10 protein-coding genes are annotated in these 14,931 nt (G+C 47.6%); all 10 read left to right on the top strand.

Annotation, left to right across the window (positions count from 1 at the left end; translation table 11 throughout):
* Positions 1-51: 51 nt before the first annotated feature.
* The 10 genes from GV030_RS00550 to GV030_RS00505 all read left to right on the top strand — a co-directional run bounded on the left by GV030_RS00550 (position 52) and on the right by GV030_RS00505 (position 14,894).
* Positions 52-588, top strand: coding sequence for a Crp/Fnr family transcriptional regulator (locus GV030_RS00550; RefSeq protein WP_159578735.1), 537 nt, complete (start codon positions 52-54; stop codon positions 586-588).
* Positions 589-675: 87 nt separating this feature from the next.
* Positions 676-1,218 carry a sigma-70 family RNA polymerase sigma factor gene (locus GV030_RS00545; RefSeq protein ID WP_221413263.1) on the top strand — a complete coding sequence of 181 codons (543 nt, stop codon included), beginning with the start codon at positions 676-678 and terminating at the stop codon, positions 1,216-1,218.
* Between the two features lie 57 nt (positions 1,219-1,275).
* Entirely contained in the window at positions 1,276-2,145 is an 870-nt protein-coding gene (locus GV030_RS00540) for a PhzF family phenazine biosynthesis protein (RefSeq protein WP_159578733.1), read from the top strand.
* Positions 2,142-2,579: an ester cyclase gene (locus GV030_RS00535; RefSeq protein WP_159578731.1), complete on the top strand. Its 438-nt coding sequence runs from the start codon at positions 2,142-2,144 to the stop codon at positions 2,577-2,579. The genes GV030_RS00540 and GV030_RS00535 overlap by 4 nt, the downstream gene beginning before the upstream one ends.
* A gap of 119 nt (positions 2,580-2,698) precedes the next feature.
* The gene (locus GV030_RS00530; protein WP_159578729.1) at positions 2,699-3,403 is read left to right on the top strand and encodes a hypothetical protein; all 705 of its coding nucleotides are present in this window, start codon (positions 2,699-2,701) and stop codon (positions 3,401-3,403) included.
* Between the two features lie 12 nt (positions 3,404-3,415).
* Entirely contained in the window at positions 3,416-4,696 is a 1,281-nt protein-coding gene (locus GV030_RS00525; protein ID WP_159578727.1) for a DUF2157 domain-containing protein, read from the top strand.
* Positions 4,689-5,264 (top strand): GDYXXLXY domain-containing protein, encoded by a 576-nt coding sequence (locus tag GV030_RS00520; protein ID WP_159578725.1) that lies wholly within the window; start codon positions 4,689-4,691, stop codon positions 5,262-5,264. The genes GV030_RS00525 and GV030_RS00520 overlap by 8 nt, the downstream gene beginning before the upstream one ends.
* A 165-nt stretch (positions 5,265-5,429) precedes the next feature.
* The gene (locus tag GV030_RS00515; protein WP_159578723.1) at positions 5,430-7,046 is read left to right on the top strand and encodes a tetratricopeptide repeat protein; all 1,617 of its coding nucleotides are present in this window, start codon (positions 5,430-5,432) and stop codon (positions 7,044-7,046) included.
* Between the two features lie 220 nt (positions 7,047-7,266).
* Positions 7,267-7,407, top strand: a complete 141-nt coding sequence (locus GV030_RS00510; RefSeq protein WP_159578721.1) for a hypothetical protein — start codon at positions 7,267-7,269, stop codon at positions 7,405-7,407.
* A 23-nt stretch (positions 7,408-7,430) separates the two neighbouring features.
* A complete protein-coding gene (locus GV030_RS00505; RefSeq protein WP_159578719.1) occupies positions 7,431-14,894 on the top strand; it encodes a S8 family serine peptidase in 7,464 nt (2,487 codons plus the stop codon).
* Positions 14,895-14,931 lie beyond the last annotated feature (37 nt).

Below are 14,931 nucleotides of genomic sequence, written 5' to 3'. Positions count from 1 at the left end.
TTGTAGTCAAAAGTCGGTGACAACTTTTACATTTACTTTACCGATCTCGTTATGAATCCACTGGAAGACCTTCTCGAAAAAATTGAAAGCCTTGGACTTTGGGAAAAGCAACTTACGCTGAGCCGAAACGAGTACCTGAAAGTAAAAGGCAGCACGGATACACGTATCTACCTTATTGTGAGTGGCAGCTTGCGGGTATTTGTCACTGATGACAAGGAGGAGCACACCATCCGTTTTGGCTACCAGGGCAACCTCATTGCAGCCCTTGACTCTTACATCACCGGTCAGCCCTCTGATCTCTATATTCAGGCACTTAAGAAAACAACCGTCAAGGCCATCAGCAAAAAAGCCTTTGATTCATTTGTCAATGGCTCAGAAGCAAACATGCGACTGTGGCAGGAAATCCTAACCGCCCTGATATACCAGCAAATGGAACGTGAGCGGGATATTCTTACTTCTTCGCCCATGGACCGATATAATCGGGTCTTAACCAGAAGTCCACAGCTCTTTCAGGAAATCCCACACAAATACATTGCCTCCTACTTGCGCATGACTCCTGAAACACTTTCCAGAATTAAGAAAGATTGATCTTCCCTTCCATTGGTCTTTACCAAAATGACACCCTAACGGCATTTTTTCGTTTACCCAATGGAGTCCACTTCAAACCCCAACCCCATGGTCGAAAATATGCATCTTCCCATACAAGCCATCTGGAAAGATCTCCATCTGGAATTAGATAAGTTCATCAACAGTAAGGTGAATGACCCTGAGCTCTCCAAGGACCTCCTGCAAGAAGTATTTATCAAGGTTCATAAGAAGGTTCACACCCTGCGGTCTACCGAGCGCCTCACCTCATGGGTTTATCAGGTCACGCGAAATACCATTTCTGATCACTTCAGAAAAGAAAATAAGCATTTGAAGACTGAACTACCCTTGTTGCTTGCAGAGACACCAGAAGACGAACCGCTCTATGCCCGATTAGCCAACTGTGTAAACTCCAAGATCGCTCAGCTCCCACCCAAATATCGCGATGCGGTGTTGCTCACCAGCTTTCAGGATTTGAGCCAACAGCAGCTGGCAGACACCCTCGACATTTCCCTCTCAGGTGCTAAATCACGGGTGCAGCGAGCACGCCAGCAGCTGAAAGAGGCACTGCTCAACTGTGATAACCTGGAATCAACCAACGCTGGCCGGCCAATAGATTACTCTGGCGACTAATTTTTTTGCGTCTTTTTGATGGTTCGTTCGTCTATGGTTCAAACAAACCTCAGAATCATGACAATAGATGTGCAAATTGTAAATGCTTTTACAGAAGCAGAAGCCGGAGGAAACCCCGCCGGTGTAGTATTCAATGCTGACCAGCTCACCAGCGCACAGAAACTCGCCATTGCCGCACAGGTAGGGCTTTCAGAAACTGCCTTTGTCTCCGCTTCAGAAATAGCGGACTTCAAATTGGACTTTTTCACCCCCAACAGACAGATTGCTCACTGCGGACACGCCACTGTGGGTACATTTTCCTACCTCAGACAGGCGGGCCTTATACAGGGAGCAAATTCTTCCAAAGAAACCATAGATGGTCGTCGTGAAATTCACCTAAAAGGAGATCAGGCCTATATGGAGCAGCTGGCTCCTGTTTACAGGCCTGCCGACCATTGCGAAAATGAGATCTTGCAGGCCCTGGGTCTCAGAAAATCCGACCTCATCCCAGGCGCTCCTTTAGAGGTAGTCAACACCGGAAATAATTTCCTGATCATCCCTATTAAAGATGCAAAGACGATGGCAGCCATTGTTCCCAACATGGCAAAAATCACTGAACTGAGCGAGGCGTTTGACCTCATTGGCTTCTATCCTTTTACCCTGGATACTGGCACAGAAGAGCGCATTGCCGATACGCGTATGTTCGGACCACGCTATCAGATCTACGAAGAAGCTGGCACCGGAATGGCGGCAGGGCCACTGGCTTGCTATCTATATGATGTCCTTGAGATCAAACAAGAGGATTTTCTGATTCGTCAAGGAAGATTTATGGCCAGCCCGTCACCCAGCTTGATAGAAGTACACCTCAATATCCAAAATGGAGCCATCGCAAGTCTGCTGGCAGGAGGAAAAGGTAAAGTTTCACAACAATTAACCATTGAAATATGAAAACATCTCACAACCCCGAAACGCTCGTATTAACTTTTTTTGAACGGGTATGGCATGCGCCACACGAGCTGGAGGCCATCGATGAACTGATGACCGAGGACTATATAATTTACACTGCAGGAACGGCCGTAGCAGGTAGGGAACGATTCAAGGATTGGATTCGGGGATTTCAGACACTTCTGCTCGATGCCCGCACCGATAGTGAAGACATTTTCTATAATGAGGCCCAAAACAAAGTGGTTTCCCGATGGATTTGCTCTGGCCGAAACAATGGGATTTTTGGTCTCCCCGCTGATGGCCGTGAAGTATCCTTTAGTGGGATCGCCATCTGGGAGGTTCGAAATGGACGGTTGGCCAGGTGCTGGGCTGAGCGAAGCGCTTATGAACTCTACCAACAGCTCATCACCACCGATCGTCCCGGACAGTTTGTATGAATGGAAAGTGATCCAAACACCTCATTTTAAGGTGATTAATGAGAAGACTTGAAATATGGCCCGGTTCTTGAAAGCAAAACGAAAACAATCTTTATTTTACACGCTAACCAATAGAATCTATGAAACCATTTTTCACCATTGCATTTTGTCTCACCCTCACTATCACTCAGGCACAGTACTTCATTCCGGCCATGGACAACTCTGAAATAGGCATGTCCAAAGAAGCGTATGTAGTGACCAATGCCGGTGATACGGTCAGAGGCCGTGTGCTTTCAGCCATGATCATGTCCGGGCAGCTGCGTTCCTTCACCATAAAAGATGCTGATGACAACAAACAGAAATTTAAATCTACCGACGTGAAATTGCTCGCCGTGAAGCCAAGCAAGCTTTCAAACATCAGCAGCGCCATGTCTGTACCCAATCTCTCCAGAGCTATGGAAGTGGATTTCAGTGACATCATCGACAGAGAATGGGTCTACTTTGAGCAGGCTTTATTGCCGAAGAAAAAAGACAAGTATGTGATGATGCAACTGCTCAACCCAGGCTATGATTCCAAAATAAAAGTCTACCTTGATCCTAACGCAAACCAAACCATGAACGTAAGTGCGGGTGGTTTAAACCTGGCAGGTGGCGAAGATAAATCATACCTGGTAGTGTATGACGGCAACAAATCTGAGGTGTATAAGAAATCTGGCTATAAGAAAGACGCACTGGAAAAACTCTATAAGAACTGCCCCGTTTTCACAGAAAACTATGAAGGAGAAAAATTCAAGTGGAGCAATTTTGCTGAGCACATCTATGTGTACGATCAGCTTTGCAACTAATCACTAAGCAACATGGCCCTGAGTAAAGATCTGGATGAACTTGTGCAAGCGCAAGTGATCTCACAGCAAACCGCTGATGAGATCACTGCTTACTATGCCTCCAAAAAAGAAGCTTCCGGCAGCTCACTGTTTGTCATTTTCGGGGTATTGGGAGCTATCCTGGTAGGACTCGGGATTATCCTGATCATAGCCCACAACTGGGATCACCTAAGTCGTCTTCAGAAAACCATTTTGGCGTTCGTACCACTGGTATCCGCCCAGGGATTTTGTGCTTTTTCCCTGATCAGAAAACGCAATAATCAACGTTGGGTGGAGAGTTCTGCTGCTTTTTTGTTCTTCTCGCTGGCTGCAGCCATCGCCATGATCGGGCAGATATACAACATCCCTGGTGATCTCCCGGCGTTTCTCATGACCTGGATGTTGCTCTCCCTTCCAATGATCTACATCATGAAGTCTTCCATGCTTTCCATGCTGTATCTCATTGGTATTACTGGATATGGCGCCGAAACTGGCTATTCATCCCAGGATCCATCAGAGTGGTACTACTGGGCGATGTTGTTGGGCGCCTTGCCTCACTACTACCTGCTACTGAAAAAACATCCGAAAGGCTATTTTACGCATATTCATCATTGGCTGATCGCATTGTCACTGACCACCATGCTTGGCACTGTGGCTCACTCACACGAAGAGTTGATGTTCATTGCCTACTGTAGTCTATTCGGGCTTTTCTATGCCATCGGCCATTTCAGTCTATTCCAATCCGTCGGAACATTGGCCAATGGATATAAGCTCATTGGTGCATTGGGCACCCTCATTATTTTATTGATCCTAAGCTTTGAGGAGTTCTGGAGTCACCTCTCCCAACCCAGGTGGCAGCTACCTGACGTGCTCACCTCCCCGGAATTTCTGGTAAGTCTGCTCATCACCCTGGCGGCCACCTGGGTGCTTTCCCTCAGAATACGCAAGGTAGGTCTCCCCCACATCCTGCCAATGGAATGGGTCTTTCTGCTTTTTATCCCCACCTATATGGTTGGGTTTTTCTCAAGCATTTCGGTACTGATAGTCAACCTGATTATTTTAACTCTGGGCATCCTCACAGTACGGCAAGGAGCCAGAGAGGCACACCTCGGCTTGCTCAACTATGGGCTGATCATCGTGACCATGTTGATCGTGAGTAGGTTTTTCGATGATCAAATTCCTTTTGTATGGCGTGGAATCCTATTCGTATTGGTAGGCATCGGCTTTTTTATTGCCAATTATTGGATGCTCAAAAAGAGGAAAGAAAATGTCTAGGTCTAAAATACTCATCCCTGCATTCATTTGTGTGGCACTCCTGCAGCTTTACGTTCCCGGTAGAATGATCTGGGACCGTGAACAGGTGCTGATTCACGGCAAGGAATACCTCTTCAAAACGGCTCCCATTGATCCTACCGATCCCTTCCGGGGCAAATACATACAGCTCAATTATGAAGCTGCCACTTACCCCATCGCTCACAAGGACGACTGGACCAATGGGGCTGCCATTTATGTTACTTTCTCAGAAGACGCCAATGGCCTGGCGGTAATCAAAACGGTGAGCAAGGAAAAGCCAACCGACACCCCCTATTTCCTAAAGGCCCATGTGGACTATGTCACTTATGATGATGTACTCATGATTGCCTACCCTTTTGAACGATTTTACATGGAAGAATCCAAGGCCTATGAAGCCGAGCAAGAATATAACCTGGCCACACAGGGTGACACCACGCTTACCTATGCGGTGGTACACATTCTGGAGGGTAGCGCAGTACTTGAGGATGTCAGAATTAACAACACCTCCATCCAGGAGTGGGTAGTTCAATCCAGAATGGGAAAAGAGTAAAAGACCGTCAACTAAGGGCAATCCGGGCAAACGCTGGTCGGTCTTCAAAAAACTTTAAGTAATCCGCATCTGCCAGTACCCTGAAATAACCCAAATCATGACCTATTTGATCGCTCGCCCCATAATCATTGCGGAGAACCCGTAAAAATCACTTTATTTGTATCAATGAGATTCCGACTCCATTATATCATCCTGTTATTATTGGTTGGCACCCGGCTAATGGCACAGGACAAAATCAAAATGGACAGTCTTTACCTTTTGGTGAATACCAGCAAGGAGGACACCGTGAAAATCAATGCACTGTTGGAAATCAGTCAGCTCTACCATCATGAGAGCTACCAGAAAGCCATGGAGGCCGCCAAGCAAGCGAGTGATATTGCCACCAAGTCAAAAATCAAGGCATATGAAGCCAAAACCGTAAGAGCCATTGCCAATGTGTATCTGTCAATGGGTGATTATAAAAACGCCTCTATCAATTACTTCAACGCCTTACTCTACTATGAGGACATCAAAGACACCTTGGGCCTGCTGGCCATGCACAATAACCTTGGCGTAATCTATGACCGACTGCACGAGTATGACAAAGCGCTGGACGAGTACTTCAAAGCACAGATGCTACTTAATCTCCAAAAGCCCTCAGCTGAAATGACCTTCAGGCTGCCTACCCTCCATAATAACATCGCCAATATCTACCAGACACAGGGAGACACCTCCTCTGCCCTGCAGTATTACACCAGCGCATTACGACTCGCTCAAGAATCCAACAATCAACCCCTACAGGGTACAGCGCTCAATAACCTCGGGAAGCTCTATATGGTAGACCTTAAGCAACCCGAAAAAGCCATAGAATACCTCCTGGAAGGACTGAAGGTACGGGAAGCCTATGGCGACAAGGCGGAAATTGCCAAATCCCTTGTGATCCTCGGCAACTATTATCTAAGATTAGATCAACCCGATAAGGCTGAACCATTTGCCAAAAAAGCCATAACGCTCTCCGAAGAAATAGGTGCTATGGAGACGACCATGAATGCCTATTTATGCCTTTCCGAAATAGAGGAAGCTCAAGGCAAGCTGGGGGCATCTCTCAGTACCTACAAGGCCTTCAAAGCCCAAAGTGACAGCCTAAGAGACATGCAGGCCAATAGAGAAATTACCCGCCTGCAACTGCAATATGATTTCGACAAGGCCGAAAAAGCCAGAGCAGAAGAACGACGCCAGGCCCGGCTCAGGTACATCACTATTATCATTACTTTATCCATTGGCCTTTTGATCGCCATCCTCATCACAGTGATCATCCGCTCACGTGCCCGGCAAACTGCCCTGCTGCAAGAAAACCTCACACAGGATGTGGAGATCAAAAACAAGGAGCTGACCACCAACGTGATGTACCTGATCAGAAAGAACGAGCTTATCAACAGTGTGGCTGAAAGGCTGCTGAAGCTGCAACCCAATGTGCTTCCCGAAAACTACAAGGAGATCCACAACATTATTCTGGATTTGCAGCGAGAAGCAGATAATGACAGCTGGGCTGAGTTTGAGTTGAGATTCAATCAGGTTCACACGGATTTCTACAACAAGCTCCATGAGCTCCACCCAGACCTGTCTCCGGCTGACGAAAAACTTTGCGCTTTCCTTAGGCTCAATATGAGTTCCAAAGAGATTGCAGCGATCACCCAGCAAAGCGTGAAGAGTGTAGAAGTAGCCAGAGCTCGCCTACGCAAAAAGCTCAATCTCACCAATACCACCTCCAATCTGGTCACTTATCTTTCCTCATTACACTGAAAAGTGAAATTCTTCCTGACAAATCACAAAAGTGCTCTCTTTTAATCAGTACAGCCTTTTAGGTCGTTTTGTTAAGGTAATGTTAAGGTATGAAAGCAGGTGCTGAGTGGTAATTCTATGGTCAAAATCCGCGCTGTAGTATTTATTCAAAGGCCGAATATTTAGATCCCGCCATTTACCAAAGTTTATTTGTGTCGTTGCCCCGTAAACGAAATATGCTTTGAAAGACAAGGACAAAGACCAAAAATTAATCAATGATCTGATTAAAAAACGGAAAGAAGAGAATGATGCTTTTGCCAAACTCCTCAACGAGATCAGCAATAAGCAGCAACCTCTTAAGTCCACCAAAAAGAAATCTTAGTTAGAATCCAAACCAATCGTACTATGAATCATTTTTTACCTTTTAAGACCAACCGAATATTGCTCGCGCTGATATTCACTTTGTGCGCCACACTCAGCTGGGCACAAAAGATTGAGCCGGGCGTGAAAAAGGGAATTGTCAAGGTGAAGTTTTCACCTGAGATGACTTCATCTCTACAGCAAATGACGGTCACCAGCCGGAAAAACGAACTGGTCACTGGTCTAAAGCCATTCGATGCCACCGCCAATCAGGTGAAGGCCTCTGATATGTACCGACTCTTTCCGGTGAACTCGGCTACAGAAAGTAAACTTCACAAACATGGGCTTCACCTATGGTACATATTGGAAATAGATGAAGACATCAACCCAAAAGCGGCGGCTGCACAACTTATGCTTCTGGACGAAGTGGAAGTAGCAGAAGCTGAGCGTATAAAGGTCATTGCCCCCTATGAGGTAAAAGCTTACGTGCCCTCATCTTCTACCAGTCGGCAAGCTTCCCTCCCGTTCAACGACCCGCTCCTGGGAGATCAGTGGCATTATGACAATACCGGACAAACCGGGTTTTCCGATGCTGACGTCAACCTTTTTGAAGCCTGGACCAGTGTGACCGGAGCCAGCGACATCATCGTCTCTGTACACGACGAAGGTGTGGATGTCAATCATGAGGATTTGAACAGTAACATCTGGGTTAATGAAAAAGAACTGAACGGACAACCGAATGTAGATGATGATAATAACGGGTATGTGGATGATATCCACGGGTACAATTTTCAAAGAAAAAGCGGGGAAATCGACCCCCAGTACCACGGCACCCACGTGGCAGGCACCATTGCAGCCATCAATAACAATGGAATAGGCGTCTCGGGGGTAGCAGGTGGTGATGGTTCCGGCAATGGTGTGAAAATCATGTCGCTGCAAATCCTGGGCGGAGCGGCCATAGAGAAATCATTCGTATACGCAGCTGACAATGGAGCAGTCATCTCCCAGAACAGCTGGGGCTATTCCTACCCTGGTTCAGTGGAAGAATCTGTATTGGATGCCATCGACTACTTCATTGCGGAGGCGGGAGATTTTGAAGGCAGCCCCATGAAAGGCGGGATTGTCATTTTTGCAGCGGGAAACTCCAACTATGATGCAGACTGGTACCCTGGTTATTACGAAAGTGCTTTTGCAGTAGCCTCCATAGGACCAGAATGGAAAAAAGCCAGCTACTCCAACTACGGTACATGGATAGAGCTTTCGGCGCCTGGTGGAGCCACCGAATATGGAGCCAAAAACGGTGTATTAAGTACCATTCCAAACGATCAGTATGCCTTCCTGGAAGGTACCTCGATGGCATGCCCTCATGTATCGGGGATCGCAGCTCTGGCTCTGGTCAACAGCCCTGCACAGATCACTAACACTGAGCTGTGGAATAAACTACAAACCGGAGTAGTAGACATCACGGCCTTTAACCCTGGCTACGAGGGCCTCCTCGGCTCAGGAGCCATTGATGCAGCCCTGGCCATTAAGAATGATCTTGGTAAAATTCCAGCCACCATCTCAGACCTTACGGTCACAGGCATCGCTCAGGAGTTTGCCACATTGAGTTGGAAAGTACCCGCTGACGAAGATGATGGAGCTCCGGTTTCCTTTACTCTTTACTACCATACCGCACCTATCAACAGTGCAAATCTTACAGCTGCTTCCCGGCACATCATTAAAAACACTCAATCAGCCGGAAGTGATGTTGCTTTTGAAGTCAACGATCTTTTGGGATTGACCACTTACTACTTTGCGATCACCTCCACCGACAGATGGGGCAACGTGTCAGAACTCTCAGAAGTGATCTCTGAGACCACTAATGAAGGGCCTTCCATAGCTGTAGACGAAAACAGCCTGCAAATAGCACTGAATGTGGACGCCTCTGGCAGCCTGACTGCCAGTCATGACCTCACCATCCTCAATGAGGCTGCCGGAGTGTTGCGCTGGGAATATTTTACCAGACATAGCAATTCCTCCCTGGCATATGGCGCCGACCGACTGAACTACCCAACCTCCACTGCTACCAAAAAAGCATCTGCTGCGAAAGTCGCTCAGCGCAATGCCGACGATAATCAGGATAAGCTCAGGGGTCAGTCTCCAGAGACATATTCATTTACGCCTGTAGTTAAATCATACGCAGATTGGGCGACCAACATCATTGGCGAAACGGATATTAACCTTAGCAACTCAGCCGCTACCAAATTCATCGTGTCCGAAACGGAAGGTTTTAACCTGACTCAAGCACGGATGTACCTCAAGCACGACCCTGCACTAGGACCCGTGATTATGGAGGTATACGAAGGTGACACACCTTCTAAAGAAAATCTGATCTACGCACAAGAACACAGCAACTGGAGCGCTGATGAAAGCTGGGCGTATATTACCCTCAACGAACAACTATATTTTGGGTCAGGCTCTACCTTTTGGCTTGTCTTCCACGTACCTGCAGGAAACCTGTTTCCCCTGGGTATTGGTTATGAGACTGACCCAAAATATTCTGAATATTGCTTCATGTCCTTTGATCTGGGTGGCACCTGGGCCCCGCTGGAGGATCTCCTGGATAGCAAAGAATTTACTTTCGCTGTGGCTGCCGATAGCTACAACGAACACCTGGGCACTTACCTGACCCTGGATCCGGCCAACGGAGACGTAGAAGGTAATAGTGAGATGAATGCTACCCTTACGGCCAATGGCTCCACGCTGATCAATGGTACTTACAATGCCAATCTGGTACTGGCTTCTAATGATGCCAACCAACGAGAATTGAGGGTTCCGGTGAGCCTGAATGTAAGTGGTCATCAGCCACGCATTGTCCACACAGATATCGTCGATTTCGGAAGCGTTTTCATTGGTACTTCTGAAACCGTAGAAATCGTTCTGGACAATCAGGGGTTTGGTAATTTCAACAACCCGTCTTTTAACATAGCAGGCGATCAATTTGCCATAGATGGCTATGCTCCGTGGCAAATACAGGCACGCGGTGAGGTAACACTAAAACTCAATTATCAACCTACTACTTCCGGCAATGCCAATGGTCTCCTTACTATCACCAATGGCGATCAAACCTATGAAATCTCCCTCTTTGGAGTGGGTGCCGAAACTTCGGAGATTAACATCACTCCTACTGAGCAGGTGGTAAACAATGTGGCCATTGGGGATGTCATCAATGCTGAAGTGCTCGTTAAAAACACTGGCGGCTATCCATTGAAATACTTTATCCCTGGTTTTGACACCAAAGGAATAAGCAACGACTGGCCATCTGCCTACCATACTTATGGGTATAAGTACAAAACCAGCGACCCTTCAGAAACCAACCCCATTGCCTATGATTTTCAGGACATCTCTGCCACAGGTGTGGACGTGACTGAAACGATCAAGGATGATGGAGCTTACTATGAGGTAAACATGGGATTTGACTTCCCTTACTACGGGGAGTCATTAAAGACACTCTATATCGCACAAAAAGGTTTCACCACCTTTGACAACAGCGTGCGACCCGTCAATACCCCCACCCTCAATAATTTTTATAGCCCAAAAGGATACATCTCTCCGCTGGGTACATTTCTCGACTTCTCTGCACAGGGACAGGTATTCTATCAGGTAGAAGCTGACCGTGTGATCGTGCAATACCACAACGTGACAGATGGATTCAATGCTCCCATCACTGCACAAATGGTGCTTCACTCTAATGGAGACATCAGGTTCTACTATGAGGAAATGGGCTTTGACTCCTGGTCACAATCCTATCTTACCATCCTGATCGAAGACCTGAATCGGACCGATGGTATCCTCGTTCACAACTATGAGCAGAAGATTTCACTGTACAGCGGACTCGCACTGGGTTTTGACTACCCAGGTCCTAACATCATCAGCAGCATAGAAAATGCTTCCGCGATACTGGCACCTGATAGCAGTGCATTGGTGAGCCTGTCACTGAACACCTCCACCCTGGTGGAAGGTACCACCAAAAGGTATATCAACATCATCAGTAATGATCCGGCCAACTTCCAGACCAGTGCTTTGGTGCAATTGGAAATCACCTCCGGTGGCACTCCACTCCCTGTAGTATCCATGGATACGGTAGAGTTTGGTGAAGTCTTTCAGGGAGCTGTACGCAAAGCAGTTTTCACAGTGAAGAATGAAGGGACTGCCAATGTGAACATCACGGGTATGGCTTTCGCTAACGACGCCTTTAGCCTGACTGGCACACAACCAGCCACTATTAAGCCGGGACTGTATGAAAAGTACGAAATAGTAGTTCCGACTACTACGACTGCCGATTTAGAAGATGTACTCACCATCTCGTATTCCGGTGGTTCCACAAGTACCATTTACGCCTCTGCTGCAGTGGTAGATCCTCCAGCCATCAACGCAGATCTGTCTGTGGTGCAGCAAACCCTCGCTTATGGCGAATCAGCTACTGAACCATTTTCCGTCGAAAATACAGGCCTGGCGCCATTGTCAGTCACCATGACCGGTAAGCAATGGTTGTCTTTCGACACAGAAACACCTGGTACTTCCCATGGGTATGCCTACCAGAAGTACAATGCTGGTGAATTCTACCAATGGATCGACATCAGAAAAACTGGTACCCAAATGCCCTTTGCCGAAGATTTATTTGATAAGGCATACTTCTGGAGAGACCTGACCCTGCCCTTCCCTGTGACAATCTACGGAGAAGAGTATGAAACTATTAAAATAGGTGAAAACGGAATTGTCTCATTGGAAGAAGACCCTGAGGTCATGTTCTTTAACGATGCAATTCCAAGTGTTACCTATGATGGCACCTTCATCATGCCCTACTGGACTTTCGGAGGATTTGATACATACTTCTTCCCTGAGGATGAAGTGGGAATTTTCTACCAGTTCTATGATGACAAAATCATCATCACATGGAGCTACCTGGTCAATAACTTCGGTGGTATGGGTGACCCTATCTCTACTCAGCTCATTTTGTATAAAAACGGAACCATGAAGTTCCAGTACAAAGTGGAGGAGTTTGGTTCAGACCTCACGTCCACCTTCACAGCCGTGGGAATCCAGGAGAGCTCCGCCAATGGTGTGGGCATCTCTAACCAGAACAACCTGGATCATGGCAGTGGTCTGGCTTACATACTGGTGCCTGCAGAAACCTACACAGTGGCTCCGGGAACTTCCCTGACTGGCCAGATCGGTATGACCGCACAAAACATATACGGTGGTACCTACTCAGAATCACTGAAAATACAAACCAACGTACCGGGCAGTGAAAACCTGGAAAAACCCGTGGAATTGACGGTAACCGGGGATGCCGTATTGGCACTGGAAGAAACCGTGGATTTTGGAAGCAAAATGATCGCCATGGAATGGGGATCTCCCCTATCCAACTACCTGGATTTGGAAATGGCAAATGAAGGATCCGCTCAGTTAGAGGTAAGTTGGGCTCAAATGAAAAGTGGTACCGAAGGTCTGAGTTTACAGATCTGGGCATTGGTAGATGGATGGTTCGGGCCCGAATGGCGCTGGGCTGACATCTCGGAGCTTTACTCGCCCTGGGCATGGGTCACACCGACTTTCACCATCAACCCTGGTGAGGCATTGGAAACCAGAGCGGTATTTGCACCGGCATATTCCGGTGATTTCAGAGACACCCTCGTACTCACTACCAATATCGGGCAGTTCGACATCATCATGACCGGTACGGGCTTTGAGCCTCCTGCCATGACGGTGACCACTGAAAAAGTAGAAGTGGTGATGAATACCATGGATGAAGCATCTACCGGCAGCATTGTTTTCGGTAATACTGAAGGACTTTCTGCCCTCCAGTATGAGGTGAGCATTGACTATGGCAGAGCAGGTGCTACAGCGACTACCTATCAAAGAACGGCCGCAAAGCCTGCTACCGTGGCACTTCAGTCCGAAAGCAGCCAACACTCACTGACTAATAAGGCACGCACGAGTGCTACTTATAACAGGATTTTGAACCATACCGATAAGGAAGCACCGGACACCTATATAGGGATTGGCGGTGGAGCACCTTTCACACTGGCCACACGATACAATGCGGGTGAGCAAGGCTTCAACATTTCACATGTGGAAACCTGGTTCAAACCTGAAGCAGCCACAGAAGGTAAGCTAATGGTAGAGGTGAGAGCAGGTGGTACTGACATAAGTGAAGCCATCCTGCTGGCCAAGGGTGAAGTAACCTTTACCGGATCTGGAGATGACGAAGTAGGTGCATGGCACCAGATCGCTCTGGAGGAGCCCGCAGGCATCTACCCTAACGAGGACTTCTATGTACTCATCACCTACCCGCTGGGCATTCAGTTTCCTCAGGGGTCTGTGACAGGGCAGGAAACCGTACCTGGAAGGTACTACTTCTTCGATGAAGGCTCCTGGTACAACCTGCAGCAAGTGACCTCTTTCGAGACCATGGGCTGGCTGATGTATGCTGCTGAGGAAACCGCCGGCGATGCGGCATGGCTCACCATCACCTCCGACCTGAATGGTGAGGTAGCCATGGGTGCAGAATCTACCATCAACCTTGCTTTTAGCGGTGCATTGGCCAAGCGGGGTGACCAGATCGCAGAGGTGGTGATCACCTCCAACGATCCAAACAATCCGGAAGCCAGAATACCCGTATCACTCCACATGAATGAAGCGCCGATGTTTGGCAAAGTGCCTGCCTCGCTTTTTGTTCAGGAAAATGATACCCTGGTGGTGAGTTTTGAAGTGACCGACAAGGAAAACAACACTTACACGGTGACACCCGCCGAGGAATACCCGAATTTGTCATTCGCAGAAGCCAACGGGCTGATCACCCTCACTCTCACCCCTGACTATGGTGATGAGGGTACCTATAGCTACACCCTGGTGGCTACAGATGAGCATGGTGCTACCGCCGAAGTAACACTGGTTGCTGAAGTGGCCCATACCAATCAAGCTCCGGGGTACATTGCCACTGAACCACTGGTACAGATCAAAGGGCAAGCCATCGAATACGCCATTGGTGATTTCTTTAGCGACCCTGATGGAGATGCGTTTACCTTCACCGTCACCAGCAGTGAGAGTAGCATTGCAGAGGTATTTGCTGCAGCTGATAAATTCCTGATCTCCTCAAAGGTGATTGGTGAAACATCCCTGACTTTCACTGCCACTGATGTGCATGGAGCAGTGAGTGTAGAAACCATCAACCTAACAGTAGGAGCAGTGATGGGAACGGCCAAAGAAGCTGAAGCTTATGGGATATCTGTTTTCCCGAACCCAACTACCAGTAAGCTTCATATTCAGCTTCCGGACGAAAACCGTGGCACAAGTAAAGTAAGATTAATCAACCTGCTGGGAGTAAGTGTCATGGAGATGAGCGGAGATTTTGCCGCCAGCTCCGTCACCACACTTGACCTCACCAGGGTTCCAACCGGGATCTACTTCATTGAAATCACAGATCAAACAGGTACCTATACGACTAGAATCCTCAAAGATTAATGTTTTTGAATTGTGTAATGAGTAGGTTTAAACCGTG

Source organism: Marinoscillum sp. 108, assembly GCF_902506655.1.
GTDB classification, from domain to species: Bacteria; Bacteroidota; Bacteroidia; order Cytophagales; family Cyclobacteriaceae; genus Marinoscillum; species Marinoscillum luteum.
The sequence above is the reverse complement of the archived record's forward strand: the minus strand, read 5'-3'. Positions and strand labels throughout refer to the sequence as shown.

Coding starts and splice junctions, on each gene's coding strand:
- GV030_RS00515 (WP_159578723.1), top strand. CDS start 5,430: ATGAGATTCCGACTCCATTATATCATCCTGTTATTATTGGTTGGCACC.
- GV030_RS00535 (WP_159578731.1), top strand. CDS start 2,142: ATGAAAACATCTCACAACCCCGAAACGCTCGTATTAACTTTTTTTGAA.
- GV030_RS00540 (WP_159578733.1), top strand. CDS start 1,276: ATGACAATAGATGTGCAAATTGTAAATGCTTTTACAGAAGCAGAAGCC.
- GV030_RS00550 (WP_159578735.1), top strand. CDS start 52: ATGAATCCACTGGAAGACCTTCTCGAAAAAATTGAAAGCCTTGGACTT.
- GV030_RS00530 (WP_159578729.1), top strand. CDS start 2,699: ATGAAACCATTTTTCACCATTGCATTTTGTCTCACCCTCACTATCACT.
- GV030_RS00545 (WP_221413263.1), top strand. CDS start 676: ATGGTCGAAAATATGCATCTTCCCATACAAGCCATCTGGAAAGATCTC.
- GV030_RS00505 (WP_159578719.1), top strand. CDS start 7,431: ATGAATCATTTTTTACCTTTTAAGACCAACCGAATATTGCTCGCGCTG.
- GV030_RS00520 (WP_159578725.1), top strand. CDS start 4,689: ATGTCTAGGTCTAAAATACTCATCCCTGCATTCATTTGTGTGGCACTC.
- GV030_RS00525 (WP_159578727.1), top strand. CDS start 3,416: ATGGCCCTGAGTAAAGATCTGGATGAACTTGTGCAAGCGCAAGTGATC.